Genomic DNA, 19346 nt, shown 5'->3' with positions numbered 1-19346 from the left:
ATGTGTCTGGACACGTGTACGGACTATAGGTAGAGCGCCAGTCGCGGCGCAAGAACTTGTTTCAATTCGCGACACGCTTACGGTATCCGTCCGGGGTGCCGCTCGGCGGCCGTCGACGTCCTCTCCGGTGTCCCCGTCGTTCCGCATTCACCTTGCGGGAATGAATTTCCGATTGTCGCGTCGCGTGACCGATGGTAGCGTCCAGACACATGTCCAGCTATGTGTCTTCCGCGATCGCCAGGGGCCGTCGCGAGCGGCTGAACTCGTTCTCGAAGAAGGGGTGGTGGTGATGACCGCGGCACGCTTGGAGCCGGTCACGTTCGATCCCTACGACTACGGCTTCCACGAGGATCCCTATCCGATCTATCGGCGCCTGCGCGCCGAGGCTCCGCTCTACCACAATCCGGACCTGGGGTTCTGGGCGCTGTCGCGGCATGCCGATGTCACCACCGGCTTCCGCGACCACGTGCGGCTGTCGAGCGCGAACGGGGTCTCGCTGGATCCGGCGGCCTGGGGCAAGCACGCGCACAAGACGATGTCGTTCCTGGCGATGGACGACCCGCGGCACGTGCGGATGCGGCAGCTGGTCAACAAGGGATTCACGCCCCGGCGGATCGCCGAGATGACCGACCGCATCCGGGAGCTGACGCTGCTGCACCTGGAGCCCGCGCTGGAGCGCACGAGCTTCGACTGGATCGATGATTTCGCCGGCAAGCTGCCGATGGACGTCATCTCCGAGCTGCTGGGCGTCCCGGAACCGGACCGCGCCGAGGTCCGGCGCCTGGCGGATCAGGTGATGCACCGCGAGGACGGGGTGCTCGACGTGCCGGTCGCCGCGATGGAGGCGTCGCTGGAGCTGGTCGGGTACTACGCCGACATGCTCGGTCAGCGGCGCAAGACGCGCACCGAGGACCTGACCTCCGCGCTGCTGGACGCCGAACTCGACGGTGACAAGCTCGACGACGACGAGATCATCGGCTTCATGTTCCTCATGGTCGTCGCCGGTAACGAGACCACGACCAAGCTGCTCGGCAACGCGCTGTACTGGTCGGCCATCAATCCCGCGCAGTTCGCCAAGGTCGCCGACAACACCGAACTGATCGGCCACTGGGTCGAGGAGACGCTGCGCTACGACACCTCCAGCCAGATCCTCGCCCGCACCGCCACGCAGGACATCGACCTGCACGACGGCACCATCCCGGCCGGGGACAAGGTGCTGCTGCTGGTCGGCTCGGCGAACCGGGACGACGACGTGTTCGCCCACGCCGACAGCTACGACATCGAACGCACCGACAAGGGCGGGCTGGTCAGCTTCGGCGGCGGCGTGCACTTCTGCCTCGGTGCGCACCTGGCGCGGCTGGAGGCGCGCATCGCGCTGGCCGAGTTCACCGATCGGGTCGCCGCCTACGGCATCGACGAGTCGGGGATCGAGCGCGTGCATTCCACCAATGTCCGGGGTTTCGCGAAACTCCCTGTCACCGTGGAGGTTCGATGATCGCGCAGCCCGGGACGAGGAAGTGAGCGCCTGATGCCGCGGTTCGAAGCCAACCCCGCCCGCCGTCCGGCACTGGTCGCCGGCGCCTCGTCCGGTATCGGCGCCGCGACCGCCGTGGCCCTCGCCGAACAGGGCTGGCCCGTCGCGCTCGGCGCCCGGCGGGTGGAGGTCTGTGAAGCACTGGCGGAGAAGATCCGTGCCGACGGCGGCGAGGCGTTCGCCTACCGGCTCGACGTCGCCGACGGCGACTCGATCGACGATTTCGTCGCCGCCTCCGAAAAGGCCCTGGGCCCAGCGGAAATCGTGGTCTCCGGCGCCGGTGACCTGGAATTCGGGCGGGTCTGGGAGGTCGACCCCGAGACGTTCCTGCATCAGGTGCAGGTCCATCTGGTGGGCGCGCAGCGGCTGGCATACCGGGTGCTGCCCGGCATGATCGAGCGCCGCCGCGGCGATTTCATCGTGATCGGCTCCGACTGCGCGGACAGGCCGCGCCCCGGCATGGGCGCCTACAACGCCGCCAAGACCGGACTGGAGGCGCTGGCCGAACAACTCCGAATGGAGTTGGAGGGCACCGGCGTCCGCGCCTCGGTGGTGCGTCCCGGCCAGACCCAGACCGCCATGGGGATGTCCGCCGATCCGGACGTCGTCGGCCCGCTGCTGGAGGACTGGGCGCGCTGGGGTTTCGCGCGCCACCCGTATTTCCTGCGTGCCTCCGATATCGCCGCCGCGGTGGTCGCGGTCGCGGCCACGCCGCGCGGAGCCCACCTGGTCCTGGTGGAGGCACAGCCCGAAGCGCCACTGCGCGAATCGGATACAGCGCCACCGCGCGAACCGGATACCGGCACCGAGGAAGGGAGTCGCTGATGCATATCGAGGTGGACCTGGATCTGTGTCAGGGGCACGCCGTCTGTCAGGACGAGGCGCCCGAGGTGTTCACCGTGCCCAAGAACGACAAGGTGCAGCTGCTGCGCGTGGATCCGGGGGCCGATCTCGCGGCCGTCCGCGATGCCGTCCGGTACTGCCCGACCCAGGCGTTGTCGCTCGTCGACGACGACCAATAGCCAACCAGAAGCACTGCGAGCGAAGGAAATTCAGATGGCCGGCTTTTCCCGGGACGAACTCGACGAGATGGTCCGCCGCTGGGTGGACGAGAACAAGCGCTGCGAGGACATCGGTGACTGGCGCCCGCTGGCGGACATGTACACCGAGGACGCCACCTACGGCTGGAACTACGGCCCCACCCAGGAGTTCATGGCCGTCGGCCGGGACGAGATCCGCGACCTGGCGCTCGGCCAGGAGATGGCGGGCCTGGAGGGCTGGACGTACCCCTACCAGGAATTCGTGGTGGACGAGCGCAGCGGTTCGGTGATCGGCTTCTGGAAGCAGATCAACGAGAACACCCGGGCCGACGGCCGGCACTACAGCCCGGAGGGCATCGGCGGCAGTTGGTTCCGCTACGGTGGCAACTTCCAGTGGTCGTGGCAGCGCGACTTCTTCGACTTCGGCAATGTGTCGGCGCTGTTCCTCGACATGATCAAGGACAATGCGCTGTCGTCGGGCATGCAGCAGCGCATCGAGCGGTCGGGCGCGGGACCGCTACCGGGGTGGTACAAGATCGGGGAAGCCCCGGCTTCGCTGTGGTGACCGGCATGTCGTCCCGATACGCGGAGCTGTCCCGCGAACAGTTGGCCATCCTGGTGCCCGAACTGCTGCTGTGCGGGCATCTCATCGATCGGTCCGGAATGGCGCACACGATCTCGGCCTTCGGCCGGGACGGCATGGCCGAGGTCGCCATCGAGGAGTGGCAGCTGGCCAGCCCGATCTACACCCGCCGGATGCGTGCGGCGCTGCGGATCCCGGGCGACGACATCGTCACGATCTTCAAGGGTCTGCAACTCGATATCGGGGCGCCGCCGCAGTTCATGGACTTCCGGTTCCGCGTCGACGACGACCGGCACGGTGAGTTCTGGCTCGATCACTGCGGCGCGCTGGCGGATGTGGAGCCGATGGGCGAGCCCTACGTGTTCGCCATGTGCCACACCATCGAGGATCCGACCTTCGACGCGACCGCGCTGGCGACCAATCCGCACGCGCAGGTCCGGCCGATCCACCGCCCGCCGCGCATGCCCGCGGACCGGGTGCCGGTCTGCGCGTGGACGGTCACGATCGACGAGGCCAACGAGCCGCCGGCGACCCCGCCGAACACCCCGTTGATCGCGGCCTCCGCGGCCGCCCGGCTGGAGCTGGCGCCGGTCGATCCGGCCGACACCGGGCAGGCGGACTACGCGGGCGCGCTGCTGAGCGATCTGCGCTTCGCCGACTTCTCGAAGTCGGCCCTGGTGCGCATGGCCGACGAGGTGTGCCTGCAGCAGCATCTGCTCACGCTGGGGTTCCTGATCGCCGTGCGGGAGCGCGGCGGCGAGGAGACGGCGCTCGACATCGGCCGCAAGCAGTTCACGGGCATCGCCGGGCTCACCTCCCAGCGGATCCGCGCGGCCCTGGGACTCGGCGACGATTTCGCGGCGCTGGCGCAGGTGCTGCGGCTGCATCCGGCGTGGAATCCGTTGCCCTACACCGCCGCCGAGATCACCGCTTTCCACGACAGCGTCGTGCTGCGGCTGTCCCGCGAGAGTCCGGGTGTGGCCGACGGCGCCTGGCCCGCGCTGATCGATGCCGAGCATACGGAGGCGCTGGACGCGATGGTCCGCGGCGTGAACCCGCACTTCTACACACGGGTGCACGCCGACGGTGACGAACTGGTCGCCGAGATCGCCTCGGCCGGTGAGCCGTTCCCGGAGGCGTCGGAGGTCGCCATCACGCGTTTCAGCACCGGTGCCGACTTCTCCTTCGGCGAACGGCAGTCGCTGCCGCTCACGGTCGTGTAGTTCCGGGGACGGCCGGGCAGTTCGGGGCCGCCGGATTTCGCGGGTCTCACGGACCACGCCCGTGCCGGTGTGGGTCATCGATGCCGTCGGCGCACGCCGAGCGGCGAGTCGGACCGCCGCCCGGCGACGGGCCGTGCGGCAGGCTGCGCTCCGGACTACACGGCCGGTTGATCCGCCCGGCCCGAGCCTGTGCTGTCGTGGCCGGCCCCGGACTGCTACCGGTCGCAGGGGCCCGATCGGCCGAACGCCGGACGATGCCGCGCTACGCTGCCATACTAGAACGTGTTCTAATTGAAAGGTGAGGGCGCAGGTGTACTCGATACTCGGTGAGAAGATCGAGGTCCCGGTCGAGGTGCGTGAGGCGCAGGCTTGCTCGAGCGTGTTTCCGGTGGACCCGGTGGCGGTGCGCGAACTGTTGTCGGGCACGGGGCTGGAACCGGTGCGGATCGCGGGGCGCGCTCTGTGCGCGCTGGCCTTCGTCCGGCATCTCGACACCGACCTCGGCCCGTATCACGAATTCGCGTTCGCCCCGCTGGCGCAGCTGCCGGGCCGGCGCGGGAGTGCGGGCGCCTATATCCGCTGGCTGCCGGTGAATCAGACCTTCACCTGCGCGGTCGGGCGTGAGCTGTGGGGATTTCCCAAGGAGATCGCCGACATCCGGATCGAGCCGCACGGGCGCGGCCGCCGGTGCGAGGTCCGGCTGGACGGCCGCCTCGTGGTGGCGCTGGACGTGCCCGGTGGCGTGCCCGCACCCGCCGGGCCGGTCGGCGGCTCGATGCAGACCTACACCCATCGCGACGGCGTGCTGCGCGGCACGCCGTGGGTGATGCATCCCGCGAACGTCCGAATGCGGCCGGGCGGCAGCCGCATCGAACTCGGCGACCATCCGATCGCCGACGAGATGCGCGCCCTCGGCCTGCCCGCGCGCGCGTTGTTCACCAGCAGTTTCGGGTCGTTGCGCATGACCTTCCAGGAGGCGACGGAAATCCCTGTGCAGGAGGCACGATGAACAAGACAGCACTGGTGACCGGAGCCGCCAGCGGCATGGGCCGCATGGTCGCCCAGCGGTTGGCCGCGGCGGGCTACCGGGTCGCCGCGGTGGACGTGAACGAGACCGGGCTGGCCGAAACCGCCCGGCGCTCACCGAATACCACCACCTACACCTGCGACGTCTCCGATCGCGAGGCGGTCGAGGCGGTCGTCGAGAAGGTGCGCGCCGACCTCGGCCCGATCGAGCACCTGGTGCACGCCGCCGGGCTGTGCCGCGTGGGTTCGACGCTGTCCCAGGACGTTTCCGAGCTGCGCCGGATCATGGACATCAACTACATCGGCACCGTCAACATCTGCCAGACCATCGTTCCGGCCATGCGCGACGCCGGCGCGGGGATGGTGGTGCTGTTCGCCTCGGTGGCGGGCTGGCTGCCGTCCCCGGGGCTGGCCGCCTATTCGGCCTCGAAGTTCGCGGTCGTCTGCTACGCCGAGGCGCTCTCGCTGGAACTGCAGGGCACGGGCGTGCGGCTGATCGCGCTCTGCCCGCCGCACGTGGAGACCCCGTTCCTGGACGGCGTCCGGGCCGCCGACCCGGGCGTTCTGGGCGGCACCAACGGCGTCGCGCCCGAGAAGGTGGTGGACGCGATGGAGAAGGCCGTCGCCGACCCGAAGGCCCCGCTGTTCGTCTTCCCCGGCCCGGCCCGCCCGCTCGTCCTGGCCCGCCGCTTCATGCCCAACCTGCTCCGCAAGCAGGTCGCCAAGATGGTCAAGCCGACCGGATAGCCGTGCCGGTCCGCCCGCACCTGGAGGGCACGGTCGGCAATATCTTGCCGGTGACTGCCGAATTTCGGCCGATATCTACGAAATAGCCAGGGAACAGGTCTGATTCGGCATCGCTGAAAGTTCGCCCGCCTGCGATACTTGACCTGGGTCGGGCAACTTGCTGGCAGACGAAAGGGTCCGGCTGTGCTCGTCTCGATACCTTCTCCCGCGTCTCGACAGGCGCCCGCGCCGGGTCACCCGGAATTCGCCACTCCACCGCCGCCGGCCCTGAGCTCCCGGGAGATCGAGGTCATGCTCGCGTGGATCCGGAGCGACTCCAAGACCGCCGTGTGCCGACAGCTCTACATCTCGCCGGGAACGGTCAACACCCACCTGGCGCGAATTCGTGGCAAGTATCAGGCCGTCGGCCGCGCCGCGCCCACCAAGGCCGCCCTGCTGGCCCGGGCCTTACAGGATGGGTACATCTCGCTGGAACAACTGTGACGGCGAGGCCGGCGACGAGATCTCGCCGCCGGCCGCCGGGCATTTCCGGAGCCGGAATCACGCCGGACAACGCACCACGTAACTCCACTCGGTATCGCTCGGCCCGGTGACGCGGACAAGCACCGAGGTCGCGCCCCCGGCCGGCAGCGTGACGACCGCCGAACCTGTGCCCTCGTTGATGTTGTCGCCGATATAGCCGGTGCTGTAGACCTGCGCACCCCCGTAGAACACCTGGATCAGATCCGGGATGCTCTCGGTCTCGTAGCTCAGGACGAACGAGGCCGGGCCGCTCCTGCCCAGTTCGTGCACCGTATCGGTGACTCCCGCACCGCCGGATTCGGTCGACGCGTTGCACTGTTGCGAGCGCGGGACCGCGGATCCGAATCCGTCGCCGAAACTTCCGGTATCGAACCCGCTGCTGCCCGAGCTACCGGAACCGGGCGCCGCGACCGCGCCGGCCGTCGCGCCCAGCGTGGCCGTCGCCAGCGCGGCGAGGGCGGCGGCGTACCGGCGGGTCTTCCGCATTCCCAGGGTCTTCGGCATTTTTCCTCCACGGAGATCGGTAGACCATCCCCTGGGAAGAATGGTTCCAGCGGCCGCGCCGGCCCGATATCCGCTGTCCGAACGACACCGGGGCGCAGGGCTTCCCGATGTCCGGACGGGTATTCGTCAGCGGCCCTTGAACTGCGGCTTGCGCTTCTCGGCGAACGCCCGGGGGCCCTCCTTGGCGTCCTCGCTGCGGAAGACCTGCAACCCGAGCTTGGCGTCGATCTCGAACGCCTCCTCCTCGTGCATGCCCTCGGTGTCGCGAATCGTCTGCAGGATGGCCCGCACCGCCACCGGCCCGTTGGCATTGATCAGTTCGGCCAGCTCCAGCGCCTTGTCCAGGGCGGTCCCGTCGGGGACGACGTGGCCGATCAGGCCGATCTCCCTGGCCTCGGCGGCGGTGACGTGACGGCCGGTCAGCAGGATCTCGGCGGCGAGGGTGTACGGGATCTGCCGGGGCAGCCGGACGGCCGATCCGCCCATCGGGAACAGGCTCCAGCGCGCCTCGGACACACCGAATTTCGCGCTCTCGCCGGCCACGCGGATATCGGTACCCTGCAGGATCTCGGTGCCACCGGCGATGGCCGCGCCCTCGACGGCGGCGATCAGCGGCTTGGTCAGGCGGCGGCCCTTGAGCAGTCCGGGCAGATAGCTGGGGTCGAACTTGCCGCCCTCGCTCATGTTGTCGCCGGGAGACTGCTTGGACATCGCCTTCAGGTCGGCGCCCGCGCAGAACGCGCCGCCCGCGCCGGTCAGCACGCAGGAGCGGATCTCCGGGTCGTTGTCGACGGTGTCCCACGCCTGCACCATCAGCTCCAGCATCTCGCCGGACAGCGCGTTGCGGACCGTCGGGCGGTTCATGGTGACGACGAGCGTGTGACCGCGCCGCTCGATCAGTGCGTGCGGTTCCGTGTTGCTCCCGGTTTCCGTGGCTGCCGTCATCGCCGACCCTCTTTCTCCTGGCATTACCTGCGTGGTGCGGTCGAAGTTACCCCGCAACGTTGTCCCAAACAATAACGTGTTCTAGTTTGGAGCGTGGTGACCGCCGTCACGAGGCGGCAAGTTAGGGAGTTCCGATGGAGACAATCACGCACAGCGGCGCGACCACGTTGCCGCCGCGGATCACGAAGACGTTCGTCGACCGGCTGACCGCGATGGTGACCGCGGGCACCGCCGGGGACAAGCGCGACCCCTACGAGATGATCGAGGTCTACACCGGCGCCGTGGTGGGCGAGCTGCCGCAGTCCTCGCCCGAGGACGTGGCCGCCGCGGCCGCGAAGGCCCGTGCCGCGCAGCGGGAATGGGCGAGCTGGCCGCTGGCGAGGCGGCTGGCGGTGTTCGAGCGGATGCACGAGCTGATCCTGTCCGAGCTGGAGACCATCGCCGATCTGATCCAGATCGGCTCCGGCAAGACCCGGCGCATGTCGATCGAGGAATCGTGCGATCCCCCGATGGTCATCAGCCACTACCTCAAGCACGCCAAGCGGATATTGAAGCCGGTCAAGCGCGGCGGGGCGATGCCGATCATCGCCTCCTCGACCGAGCACCACCGGCCCAAGGGCGTCGTCGCGGTCATCGCCCCCTGGAACTTCCCGTTCGCCGTCTCGATGTCGGATTCGGCGCCGGCCCTCATCGCGGGCAACGGCGTGGTGCTCAAGCCGGACAACAAGACCGCGCTGTGCACGCTGTACGGCGTCGAGCTGCTGCGCCGGGCCGGGCTGCCGGACGGGCTGGTGCAGGTGGTCTGCGGCGCCGGCCCGGACGTCGGTCCGAGCCTGATCGAGAACTCCGACTACGTGATGTTCACCGGATCCACCGCGACCGGCCGCACCATCGGCGAGCTGGCCGGCCGTCACCTGATCGGTTGCAGCCTGGAGCTGGGCGGCAAGAATCCGATGATCGTGCTGGACGACGCCGATCTCGACGAGGTCGTCCCGAGCACCGTCTTCTCCGTCTACGGCAACTCGGGCCAGGCGTGCATGCACATCGAGCGGATCTACGTGCACGAGCGGCTGCACGACGAGTTCGTCCGCCGGTTCGTCGCCGCCTCGGAGGATCTGGGTGCCAAGGCCGGTGCGAGCTACGACTACGAACCGGAGTTCGGTTCGCTGGTGTCGACCGACCACCTGGCGCGCGTCGCCGGGCATGTGGAGGACGCCGAGGCCAAGGGTGCGACCGTGCTGACCGGCGGGAAGGCGCGGCCGGATCTGGGCCCCGCGTTCTACGAGCCGACCGTGCTGACCGGCGTCACCGCCGAGATGGCCCATGCCACCGAGGAGACCTTCGGGCCGGTCGTGACGATCTACAAGTTCACCGACGAGCAGGAGGCGATCCGGCAGGCGAATGCCACCACCTACGGCCTGAACGCCAGCGTGTGGAGCCGCAACCTGGCCCGCGCCGAGCGGCTCGCGCAGCGGCTGGAGGCCGGCAATATCAACATCAACGACGGCTTCGTCGCCAGCTTCTCCGCCAAGGCCACCCCGTCCGGCGGGATCAAGCAATCCGGGGTCGGCACCCGCCACGGCGACGACGGCCTGCTCAAGTACACCGACACCATCCATGTCGGCGTGCAGAAGAAGCAGGTGCTGTCGGCCCGCGCGAACATGCCCTACCCCAAGCAGCTGAAGAGCACCCTGATCTCGCTGCGGTTGATGCGCAAGTTGCGGATCCGCTGAGCCGCAACCCCTTTCGGTCACCGACGTGCGGCGCCGGTCCGGGCGATTCCGAGTCGCGTCCGGATCGGCGCCGCCTCCGGTTCGTGCTACTGCATCCCGATCGAGGGTGTCCAGGGACGCAGTGGACAGGTGACTGTCGGCAGTCGGTGCCGGCAGGGTGAGCTGAGCGAGGGTGGGCCGCACCGCCACTCACCGCGTGCTCGCTCGACAGTGCGACGGCGACGGCCACGATGATCGCGGCGCAGACGATGACGGCCGCGAGCAGCAGGAGCCGGAACTTTTCCCGGACAGCCGTTTCCGCGGCGTGCCGGTTCGCCCCTGGGCGTCCGGGACTATGCCCAGCAGCCTTCGTGTGCTCATTGCCATTGCATTTCCACCGTTCAGGCGCCGGCACTTCGTGGAGCCGCACGGGCGGAGATGCGGTGGCCGAGCCTCGAGCGAGTCCGTTGTGTCCTGGCGACCTTGCCCGGCCATGATCCGTCGATCGTCCTGTGGATCCTATTCAGAAGGCACTGTGCAGCAGTCGGAATCCGCGGGCTTGTTTCCGCGGCTTGTTCGCCGGTGGGACCATGCGCCCCGGCTGGCGAAGGGTTGCCGTTGGGCAGCGACTTCGAGCCGCTGGATCGAAGCTGGAGCGCTTTGCCGCCCGACTGCCGCCCGATCCGCGTCGGCACCGACTTCGTCCACCGCGGCGGGGCTGTCGGCTGTGGAACGAGTAAGGCCCCCGACCAGCATTGCTGATCAGGGGCCCTGTCGTGTCTCCACACACGAGTCGGGGTGGCGGGATTCGAACCCACGACCTCCTCGTCCCGAACGAGGCGCGCTACCAAGCTGCGCCACACCCCGTGGCGAACCTGTCGTAGCTTACAGCAGGGTCGGCTTCGACGTTAAATCGGCTGGTCACCGGTCCGGCAGCGGCCGGATGCTGGCCAGGATCTGTTTGGCGGCCGACCTGTCGATGGCCCTGGCGACCCCGGTATCGGCGGCGATCGTCATGACGAAGTTGCCGTTTTCGCTCGGGAACGCGAAGGCGAAGACGGAGAAGGTGGTGGCGCAGCCGGGCACGGGCGGCGGTGCGCTGCCCGTGGTCTCCACGAAGACGCCGCGCAACTGCCCGTCCAGCGATTCGAGCGACTCGGCCCGGCCCGGGGTGGCGCCGGCGGCGGCCGACCAGCCCACCTTGGCCATCCGCGCCCCGACATCGGCGGCGGCCGCGGCCGGGTCGGCCTGTGGCGACATCGTCAGGAACGCGTTGGTGCGAATGTAACTGGGGCAGTAGTCTTTACCGTCCTGCGCCAGCCCCGCGACCTCCACGGTGTCGGGCGGATTTCCCCACACGGCCGTGCCGACGGGATTGATCTGCCATTCCGGGGGCACGTCGTAGGCCGCTCCGCGTTCCGGGATCGGCACCGGCCGATAGCCCGGGACCACCGGGGCGAGCCCGGCCGCGCTCGGCGGCGCCGTGGCCGGGGCGGAACTCTGCGGCGTGCCCTTGCCACTGGTGAGCGCGCTGACCATGGACGGCGGAGCGGTCTGCGCGCTCGGGCTCGGGGTATTGCGGCCGGATACGATCATCGCGACGGCCACGCCGAGGGTCAGCACGGCCACCGTCGCGACCCCGGCGACGATCCACGCGGTGCGGTTGTGGCCGGGGCCCGGTGGCCTGCCGGTGGCGAACGGCGGCACCTGGAAACTCGACGTCGGCGGATGCTGCGGACCATTGGGCCATCGAGGTGAATTCGGTTGCGGCGCAGCATTCCCCGGCCCCGGGTATGAGCCCGGCCCGGGAGGCGCCGCGGCCCAGTTCGACCCCGACGCCGCGGGTGGGTATCGCACACCGGAGTTCGGTGGCGCCGCCGACTGCCACGGCGGAATACGGTGCGGGGAACCATAATTCGGCGCCGGTGCCGGGTGCGACTCGATCGGTGCCGGATCCGTCGGCTGCGTCGCACCGGAGGCCGCGGCCACGGCCGCCGAGAGCGGCGGACTGCCGTGCGCCGCAGCGGGATCGGGTCCGTGCGCGCCGAGGCCCTCGACCGATCCGAAGCTCAGCTGTGCCGCATCGGACCGCGCTGCCACCGAATCGTCGCCGGGCGCGGGTGCGGCGCCGAGATTCGTCAATTCATCGTTCGGCCGTGCCTGCAATCCCGGCCGAGCCCATTCTCGATGGGCCGGATCCTCGGTACCCGCCTCGCTCGGGGGCCGCCCGGTGTCGGGTCGCGAGCCGCCGGACCGCCCCGCGGGAACATCGGGGCCGGATCCGCCCGTCGAGGCCGGATTCCACGGTCCTTGCTCGAACCCGGTCAATCCTCGCCCCTGCCTGCCGTTCCACGTCGGCGCTACCCTAGCGCGCGACCGCCTCCGATTCCGATACCCCGTGGCCGCTGTCGGCAACCGGGCGTTCGGGTGGCGCGGCGATCAGGGTGAGCAGCGTCGCCTCGGGGCGGCAGCAGAATCGGTACGGGGCCCACGGCGAGGTGCCGAGACCGGCGGAGACGTGCAACCGGGTGTGCGCGCCCCACCGGGAGGCGCCCTTCACCCGGGAACGGTCGATCCCGCAGTTGGTGACCAGCGCGCCGACGAACGGCAGGCACAGCTGACCGCCGTGGGTGTGCCCGGCCAGTACCAGGTCGTAGCCGTCGGTGGCGAACCGGTCCAGCACGCGGGGCTCGGGCGAATGGGTCAGGCCGATGCTCAACTCCGCCAGCGGATTGGGGCTGCCGGACACCGTCTCGTAGCGGTCCCGCTTCAGGTGCGGGTCGTCGACGCCGGCGGTGGAGATCTTGATACCGCCCACCTCGAGATCGCGGCGCACGTGCGTCAGATCCAGCCAGCCGCGCTCGGTGAACGCCGCGCGCAGATCCTGCCAGGGCAGCGGCGCGCCGTGCACCCGCTTGTGGTTCTTGTCGAAGTACTTCAGCGGGTTCTTCGGAACGGGGGCGAAGTAGTCGTTACTGCCGAATACGAAGATGCCGGGCCGCGACAGCAGCTCCGACAGCGACTGCACGACCGAGGGCACGGCGCGAGGATGCGCCAGATTGTCGCCGGTGTTGACCACCAGATCGGGTTCCAGCCGGGCCAGCTCGCGCACCCACGTCTGCTTGAGCCGCTGGCCCGGGGTCATGTGCAGGTCGCTGATGTGTAGCACCCGTAGGCTCGCCGAACCCGGTTGCAGGACCGGTAGCGTCGCCTCGCGCAACACGAAGGCATTGCGTTCGACCAGCGAGGCGTATCCGATCCCGGCGGCGCCCGCTGCGGCGGTACCCAGCGCGGCTCGTCGGAGTGCGGGGGACGAGAAGACGGGCATTCGCTCAGAATAGGCGACCGGTGCAAGTCACACCGAGTGTGATTCCGCACAGGGACACGTTCGGGCGTGGCGTCAATGCTGTGGGAGCACCGCTGTCCAGCCGTTACCGTTGGCGCATGCCGGAACTCAAATCGAAGCTGCGCGCCGACCTCACCGCCGCGATGAAGGGCAAGGACGCGCTGCGCACCAACACGCTGCGGATGCTGCTGGCCGCCATCCAGACCGCCGAGGTGGCCGGCGCGCAGGCCCGCGAACTCACCGACGCCGACGTGCTCGCCGTGCTCGGCAAGGAGGCGAAGAAGCGCAACGAGGCCGCCGTCGTCTACGAGCAGGCCGGCCGGGGCGAGCTCGCCGCCAACGAGCGGGCCGAGGAGGAGATCATCGACGAGTACCTGCCCACCCAGCTGACCGACGCGGAGGTGGCCGATCTCGCCGATACCGCGATCGCCGAGGTCGCCCAGGAACTCGGCGAACGACCGGGCATGAAGCAGATGGGCCGGGTCATGAAGATCGCCTCGGGCCTGGCCGCCGGTCGCGCCGACGGTTCGCGCATCTCGGCCGCCGTGAAGGCGCGGCTCTAGGCGTTCGCCGCGGCGGCCTGGTGCCGGAACGCCGGAGGGCCCGCTACCCGGCAGGGGTAGCGGGCCCTCGCGATCTCATCGGCTCAGCCTCATCGGCTCAGCGCGGGATCGGGATCGGTATCGGGATCGGAGGCAGTCGCGGTGGCGCCGGTAGCCCGGGCAGGTTGGGCACCGGTGCGGGTCCGGGCGCCGGTGCCTCCCGCTGCGTTCCGTCGCTGATGTTGACCGTGATCACCGAACCGGGGATCGCCGAGCCGTTCGGCGTCGTGTTGATGACGGTGCCCTTCGCCGGGGAGCCCGGCACGGTCACCATCGTCGCCTGGAAGCCCGCGCCGATCAGGGCTGCGCGGGCCTCGGATTCGGTCATCCCGGTGACGTCGGGGATCTGCGAGTTGTTGGCGCCCCGGACGTACTTGTCGTCCTCCGGCGGCAAGGTCGCCGGCGGGTAGTGGTCCAGCGCCGGCCTGACGCCCTCGAACCAGCTGCGGGCCGGTTCGTTACCGCCGAACAGATTGCCGTCACCGCAGCTGCGCAGCGGGAACGAGCAGATCTCGCCCGGCGTGGGCGAGTCGCCGTAGATGTAGGCCGACCCGGCCAGCGAGTTGGTGAAACCGAGGAAAGCAGAGGACCGGTGCGCCTCGGTGGTGCCGGTCTTGCCCGACATCGGCACGGTCCATCCGGCGGCGCGGGCCGAACCGGCCGCGGTGCCGTTGATGTGGTCCTGGCCCATCGCGTTGGCCAGCGTATTCGCCAGCCCGGGCTCGACGACCTGTTCGCACGAGGGCTGGTTCAGCGGCACCTGCTTGCCGTCGCGGTCGACGACCTCCTGGATCGGCGAGGGCGGGCACCACTTGCCACCCGACCCCAGCGTCGCGGCGACATTGGACAATTCCAGCGGATTTATCGCGAACGGGCCCAGGGTGAACGAGCCGAGGTTCCCCTGTTTGACCATGTCGGCGAGGCTCTGGTTGCCGTGGCCCGAGCTGCCGGGCGCCGCATAGGTGCGCATGCCCAACCGGACGGCCATATCGACGGTCGGGGTGACACCGACATCCTGGATGAGCTTGACGAACGCGGTGTTCGGCGACTGCGCCAGCGCCTCGGTGACCGACATCGGCGACCGGTAGTTGCCGCTGTTCTTCACGCAGTACGCGTCGGGCGGGCAGCCGGGTGTGCTGCTGTAGCCCATGCCCTTGGCGGAGAAGAACGACGGCACGTCCAGCTGGGCGTTGATACCGAGGCCCTTCTCCATGGCCGCGGCGGTGGTGAAGAGCTTGAAGATCGAGCCCGCGCCGTCGCCGACCATCGAATACGGCTGCGGCTGCACCGTTTCGTGCCCCTCGGAACTGAGCCCGTAGTTGCGGCTGGAGGCCATCGCCCGCACCGGATGCGCGTCCTGTCCGGTTCCTATGACGCTGGAGACCTCGGCTATATCGTCGAGGTCCGGCTTGGTCACGTTGGATACCGCGTTCTTCAGCGAATCCTGCAGGGACGGATCGAGGGTGGTGCGGATCGTGTAGCCGCCCTTGTCGATCTGCTCCTTGCTGATGCCGGAGTTGGCCAGGTACTGCAGCGCGTAGTCGCAGAAGAAGCCGCGATCGCCGGCCGCTATACATCCGCGCGGCAGGCCCTTCGGCTCCGGCAGCACCCCGAGCGGCTGGGTCTTGGCGGCGCGGAACTCCTCGGCGCGGCTGGGGATGTTCTGGATCAGAGTGTCCAGCACGACGTTGCGGCGGTCCGTCACCAGCTGCGGATTGGTGTAGGGGTTGAGCTTCGACGAGCTCTGCACCATGCCGGCCAGCATCGCCGACTGCGCGGCGTTCAGATCCTTGGCGTCGATGCCGAAATAGGTCTGGGCGGCATCCTGAATCCCGTAGGCGCCGTTGCCGAACGGCACGATGTTCAGGTACCGGGACAGGATCTCGTCCTTGGTCAGCTGCTTCTCGAGCGTCAGCGCCATGCGGATCTCACGCAACTTGCGCGCGGGGGTGGTCTCGATCGCGGCCCGGCGTTCGGCGTCGGTCTTGGCGACCACCAGCAGCTGGAAGTTCTTGATGTACTGCTGGTCCAGGGTGGAGGCACCCTGCTGCACCTCGCCGCTGGAGGTGTTGGTGAGGAAGGCACGTATGGTGCCCTGCCAGTCGACACCGCGATGCTCGGCGAATCGGCGGTCCTCGATGGACACTATCGCCAACTTCATGTCGTTGGAGATCCTGTCGCTGGGCACCTCGAAGCGTCGCTGTTCGTACAGCCAGGCGATGGGGTTCCCGGCGGCGTCCACCATGGTCGACACCGCGGGGGCATTACCCTCCACCAGCTCGGCGGAGACGTTGTCGACGGCGTCGGCGGCCCGGTTGGACATGTACCCGAAGCCACCGGCAACCGGGAACAGCAGCCCGGCGATGAGCACCGCCGCCAGGACACACGCACCGAGGAGCCTCGCGAGCGTTTGTGAGATCGGCACGGACCCAGCCTAATTGTTGTCGCCGCGTCGCTCGGCTCGGCTTCGCCCCGCCGGGTGCGGCGGCCCGGCGACTCGGTTGTCCGGGATCGCCGCTTGCCACTTCCGCGCGTACGCGCGACCCTGAGAACAGTGCCGTGCCGGGCCCGGCGCGGCATTGATTTCGGTTGTTTCGATCGACTGGCGATCTCGCGTGTCGCTAGGGGTTTACGGGGACCACTCGGCGCGTCGGGCCGAGGGACCGGGCGTGTCGCCCGATTCCTTCCGACTGCCCGGTTCTCGGTCGCATTTGCATGGACGGGCGTACCAAAAAATCTGGGGACGGTCTTGCGCAGTCGCCATACCTTTACCTAGATTGAGAACCCAGTGTGATAGAGCTAACACTCAAAGTGGAATGTGGTGCAGGACGCAGCGGGGTTGGGTTGTTGCGCACTGCACGCGATTCTGGAGCGCCGTTGACCCGGTGTTCGGACTGCAAAGGGGCACACCAAATGCACATGACTACCCCCATCGCTCGATTGGACGTGGAGCAGGCCGAAGCGAGGATCGCCTGGGTTTCCCAGGCCCGATGCAAGGAAGTGGATCCCGACCAGTTGTTCGTGCGCGGCGCAGCTCAGCGCAAGGCGGCGACGATCTGCCGGCACTGCCCCGTGCTGATGGAGTGCGGTGCCGACGCCCTGGACAATCGAGTGGAGTTCGGGGTGTGGGGTGGAATGACCGAACGGCAGCGTCGTGCGCTGCTCAAACAGCATCCGGAGGTGACGTCCTGGGCGGAGTTCTTCCGCGCCCAGCGGCAGCAGAAAGTGGCGATGTAGTCCCTGCCACGGCAACGGTCCGAGCCCGCGAGTGCGGGCTCGGACCGTTTCTGCCCCCGGTCGCCCGGTTGGTGTTCGGGTGACTCGGGTGTGGGGCGGCCCGGTTGTCGGGCGGCTCGGTTGTCAGGCAGCAGGGCCCGGTTCGGTGAGCTGATCACCGACGGCACGCAGCGCCTCCAGATCGGAGACCTCGTAGGGCAACGCGGTGACGGCGACGATCGGCACGCGCGGGTGCGCGCCGGTGAACCGGTGCAGCAGGTGCCGCTCCCGCTTGGCGGTAATCGCGCGATGGGCGTGGACGCGCAGGACGTCCGCGGCGAGCGCGGCCGGATCGTGGTCGTCCCGATCGGTTTCGGCGGATTCGGCGGTGCCCAGGCGATCGGCACCGGCCAGGGCCTGTTCGGCCGACATCGAGCACAGCACCGGGTGGGTGCGGTTGAGGACCAGCCCGGCCAGCGGCATGCGATCGGTGGACAGCCGGTCGACGAAGAACGAGGCCTCCCGCAGCGCATCCGGTTCGGCGGCGGCGACCACGAGAAAGTGGGTGCCGGGCCGGGACAGCATCTCGTAGGTCCGGTTGGCGCGGTCCTGGAACCCGCCGAACATCGACTCCAGCGACTGCAGGAACAGCGACGCGTCCTTGAGCATCTGACCGCCGACCACGGTGGACACGCCGCGCACGGCCAGGCTCATCGCACCGGTGACGAATCGGCCGACGCCGCGGCCCGGCGCCATGATCACCCGGATCATCCTGCCGTTGAGGAAGTTTCCGAGGCGCTTGGGCGCGTCGAGGAAGTCCAGGGCGTTGCGCGACGGCGGGGTGTCCACCACGATCAGATCCCACGTCCGCTCGCTCGCGAGCTGGCCGAGTTTCTCCATCGCCATATATTCCTGCGTGCCGCCGAACGAGGAGGCGACCGTCTGATAGAAGGGGTTGCCGAAGATCTGCTCGGCCTTCTCCGGGCCGGTGTGCTCGAGCACCATCTCGTCGAAGGTGCGGCGCATGTTCAGCATCATCGCGTACAGCTCGCCGGTCACCTCGGGGCCGAGGTCGACCCGCTGCGGGACGTTCCCCAGATCGTTCACGCCCAGCGACTGCGCGAGCCGGCGGGCCGGGTCGATGGTCAGCACCGCGACCTTGCGGCCCCGTTCGGCCGCGCGCAGCGCGATCGCCGCGGCGGTGGTGGTCTTGCCGACGCCGCCCGAGCCGCAGCACACCACCACGCGCGCGGTGCGGTCCTCGATGATGCGGGAGATGTCCAGCGGCGTGACCGTCTTCGGCAGATTCATCACCGGACTCCCTGTGCGCTCAGATGTTCGGCCAGTTCGTACAGCCCGCCCAGGTCCATCCCGTCGGGCAGGGCGGGCAGGTACAGCCGACACAGATCGAGCCTGGCCAGTTCGGACGAGCTGTCGTCCTGCGCCTGCAGCGTCGTGGAATGCTCCACCGTCTCGCGCAGCAGTCCCTGGAAGTCGGCATCGGACAGGGTGATTCCCGCCTCGGCGAGGCCGGTGCGCAGCGCCTCGGCATCGATGTCGCCGGTCGCCGCCCGGGCGCGCACGGCCGGGGGTAGGTGGCTTTCGGTGGCGCGGTTGACGATCACGGTGCCGACGCGGAAATCCGCCTCGGTCAGCTCCGCGATCGCATCGGCCGTCTCCTGCACGGGCAGCGCCTCCAGCAGCGTGACCAGGTGCACCACGGTCTGATCGGAGTGCAGCAGCTTGGCGACGCCCTCGGCCTGCGTGGCGATCGGCCCGCCCTTGGCCACCTCCGCCATCGCCTTGGTGACATCCAGGAAGCTGGCGATTCGCCCGGTCGGGGGCGCATCGATGACGACCTCGTCGTAGACCGGCCGGCCCGACCGGTCGCTGCGCACGGCGCACTCCTTGATCTTGCCGGTCAGTATCACGTCGCGCAGGCCCGGCGCGATCGTGGTGACGAACTCGACGGCACCCATCCGGCGCATCGCGCGGCCGGCGAAGCCGAGGTTGTAGAACATGTCGAGATATTCGAGGAAGGCGTGCTCGATATCGAGGGCCAGCGCCATCACCTCGCCGCCGCCGTCGGCGGTCGCGATCTTGGTCTCGGTGGGCGGCAGCGGCGGCAGGTCGAACAGTTGCGCGATCGACTGCCGGCCCTCCACCTCCACCAGCAGCACCCGGCGCCCACCCGCAGCGAGTGCCAGCGCCAGCGCCCCGGCGACGGTGGACTTCCCGGTCCCGCCCTTGCCGGAGACGTAGTGCAGCCGGGCCTCGGTGGCACGTTCCGGCCAACCCAGTTTCAACCCCGGCTCTGCCGAAACGGGCACTGCTGTCGGTAATCCC

Annotated in this window: 18 protein-coding genes and 1 tRNA gene; 11 read left to right on the top strand and 8 right to left on the bottom strand. The window is 69.0% G+C overall.

The annotated features are described in order from the left end of the window. Window positions 1–289: 289 nt before the first annotated feature. The 8 genes from D892_RS0109440 to D892_RS40770 all read left to right on the top strand — a co-directional run bounded on the left by D892_RS0109440 (window position 290) and on the right by D892_RS40770 (window position 6636). Window positions 290–1495, top strand: a complete 1206-nt coding sequence (locus D892_RS0109440; RefSeq protein ID WP_024801003.1) for a cytochrome P450 — start codon at window positions 290–292, stop codon at window positions 1493–1495. Window positions 1496–1528: 33 nt separating this feature from the next. Continuing rightward, complete coding sequence (locus D892_RS0109435) at window positions 1529–2359, top strand: SDR family oxidoreductase (protein ID WP_024801002.1); 831 nt, start codon at window positions 1529–1531, stop codon at window positions 2357–2359. Further along, on the top strand, window positions 2359–2556 hold the full coding sequence (locus D892_RS0109430) for a ferredoxin (protein ID WP_024801001.1): 198 nt from the start codon (window positions 2359–2361) through the stop codon (window positions 2554–2556). The genes D892_RS0109435 and D892_RS0109430 overlap by 1 nt, the downstream gene beginning before the upstream one ends. A 34-nt stretch (window positions 2557–2590) precedes the next feature. Next, window positions 2591–3139: a hypothetical protein gene (locus D892_RS0109425; RefSeq protein WP_024801000.1), complete on the top strand. Its 549-nt coding sequence runs from the start codon at window positions 2591–2593 to the stop codon at window positions 3137–3139. 5 nt (window positions 3140–3144) lie between these two features. Further along, on the top strand, window positions 3145–4380 hold the full coding sequence (locus tag D892_RS0109420; RefSeq protein WP_198036865.1) for a hypothetical protein: 1236 nt from the start codon (window positions 3145–3147) through the stop codon (window positions 4378–4380). Between the two features lie 298 nt (window positions 4381–4678). Then, complete coding sequence (locus D892_RS0109415; RefSeq protein ID WP_024800998.1) at window positions 4679–5389, top strand: acetoacetate decarboxylase family protein; 711 nt, start codon at window positions 4679–4681, stop codon at window positions 5387–5389. Further along, window positions 5386–6153, top strand: a complete 768-nt coding sequence (locus tag D892_RS0109410) for an SDR family oxidoreductase (RefSeq protein ID WP_024800997.1) — start codon at window positions 5386–5388, stop codon at window positions 6151–6153. Before D892_RS0109415 ends, D892_RS0109410 begins: the two co-directional genes overlap by 4 nt. Before the next feature lie 183 nt (window positions 6154–6336). Further along, a complete protein-coding gene (locus tag D892_RS40770; protein ID WP_024800996.1) occupies window positions 6337–6636 on the top strand; it encodes a LuxR C-terminal-related transcriptional regulator in 300 nt (99 codons plus the stop codon). A gap of 57 nt (window positions 6637–6693) precedes the next feature. Here D892_RS40770 and D892_RS0109400 read toward each other — a convergent pair whose 3' ends face one another. Both D892_RS0109400 and D892_RS0109395 read right to left on the bottom strand, forming a co-directional pair. Beyond that, a complete protein-coding gene (locus D892_RS0109400; RefSeq protein ID WP_024800995.1) occupies window positions 6694–7179 on the bottom strand; it encodes a hypothetical protein in 486 nt (161 codons plus the stop codon). 126 nt (window positions 7180–7305) lie between these two features. Next, complete coding sequence (locus D892_RS0109395) at window positions 7306–8124, bottom strand: crotonase/enoyl-CoA hydratase family protein (RefSeq protein WP_024800994.1); 819 nt, start codon at window positions 8122–8124, stop codon at window positions 7306–7308. A gap of 134 nt (window positions 8125–8258) precedes the next feature. Between D892_RS0109395 and D892_RS0109390 the strand changes: the two genes are divergently transcribed. Further along, window positions 8259–9857 (top strand): succinic semialdehyde dehydrogenase, encoded by a 1599-nt coding sequence (locus tag D892_RS0109390; protein ID WP_024800993.1) that lies wholly within the window; start codon window positions 8259–8261, stop codon window positions 9855–9857. A 772-nt stretch (window positions 9858–10629) separates the two neighbouring features. Here the strand turns inward: D892_RS0109390 and D892_RS0109385 are convergent. The 3 genes from D892_RS0109385 to D892_RS0109375 form a co-directional block, all read right to left on the bottom strand. Further along, window positions 10630–10703 (bottom strand) — tRNA-Pro (locus tag D892_RS0109385). A 54-nt stretch (window positions 10704–10757) separates the two neighbouring features. After that, window positions 10758–11543, bottom strand: a complete 786-nt coding sequence (locus D892_RS46500) for a hypothetical protein (protein ID WP_156959437.1) — start codon at window positions 11541–11543, stop codon at window positions 10758–10760. 658 nt (window positions 11544–12201) lie between these two features. Next, window positions 12202–13164 carry a metallophosphoesterase gene (locus D892_RS0109375; RefSeq protein ID WP_024800991.1) on the bottom strand — a complete coding sequence of 321 codons (963 nt, stop codon included), beginning with the start codon at window positions 13162–13164 and terminating at the stop codon, window positions 12202–12204. Between the two features lie 116 nt (window positions 13165–13280). Here D892_RS0109375 and D892_RS0109370 point away from each other — a divergent pair, with 116 nt between their 5' ends. After that, the gene (locus D892_RS0109370; RefSeq protein ID WP_024800990.1) at window positions 13281–13745 is read left to right on the top strand and encodes a GatB/YqeY domain-containing protein; all 465 of its coding nucleotides are present in this window, start codon (window positions 13281–13283) and stop codon (window positions 13743–13745) included. Window positions 13746–13842: 97 nt separating this feature from the next. Here D892_RS0109370 and D892_RS0109365 read toward each other — a convergent pair whose 3' ends face one another. After that, window positions 13843–16209: a transglycosylase domain-containing protein gene (locus tag D892_RS0109365; RefSeq protein ID WP_024800989.1), complete on the bottom strand. Its 2367-nt coding sequence runs from the start codon at window positions 16207–16209 to the stop codon at window positions 13843–13845. Window positions 16210–16697: 488 nt separating this feature from the next. Between D892_RS0109365 and D892_RS0109360 the strand changes: the two genes are divergently transcribed. Beyond that, window positions 16698–17021 carry a WhiB family transcriptional regulator gene (locus tag D892_RS0109360; RefSeq protein WP_024800988.1) on the top strand — a complete coding sequence of 108 codons (324 nt, stop codon included), beginning with the start codon at window positions 16698–16700 and terminating at the stop codon, window positions 17019–17021. 123 nt (window positions 17022–17144) lie between these two features. Here the strand turns inward: D892_RS0109360 and D892_RS0109355 are convergent, their stop codons facing one another. Both D892_RS0109355 and D892_RS0109350 read right to left on the bottom strand, forming a co-directional pair. After that, window positions 17145–18311, bottom strand: a complete 1167-nt coding sequence (locus D892_RS0109355) for an ArsA family ATPase (RefSeq protein WP_024800987.1) — start codon at window positions 18309–18311, stop codon at window positions 17145–17147. Then, the gene (locus tag D892_RS0109350; RefSeq protein ID WP_024800986.1) at window positions 18311–19330 is read right to left on the bottom strand and encodes an ArsA-related P-loop ATPase; all 1020 of its coding nucleotides are present in this window, start codon (window positions 19328–19330) and stop codon (window positions 18311–18313) included. The genes D892_RS0109355 and D892_RS0109350 overlap by 1 nt, the downstream gene beginning before the upstream one ends. Between the last annotated feature and the right edge of the window lie 16 nt (window positions 19331–19346).

Source organism: Nocardia sp. BMG51109, assembly GCF_000526215.1.
In the GTDB taxonomy this organism is placed as follows: Bacteria; Actinomycetota; Actinomycetes; order Mycobacteriales; family Mycobacteriaceae; genus Nocardia.
This window is presented reverse-complemented; position numbering and strand designations above follow the sequence as displayed.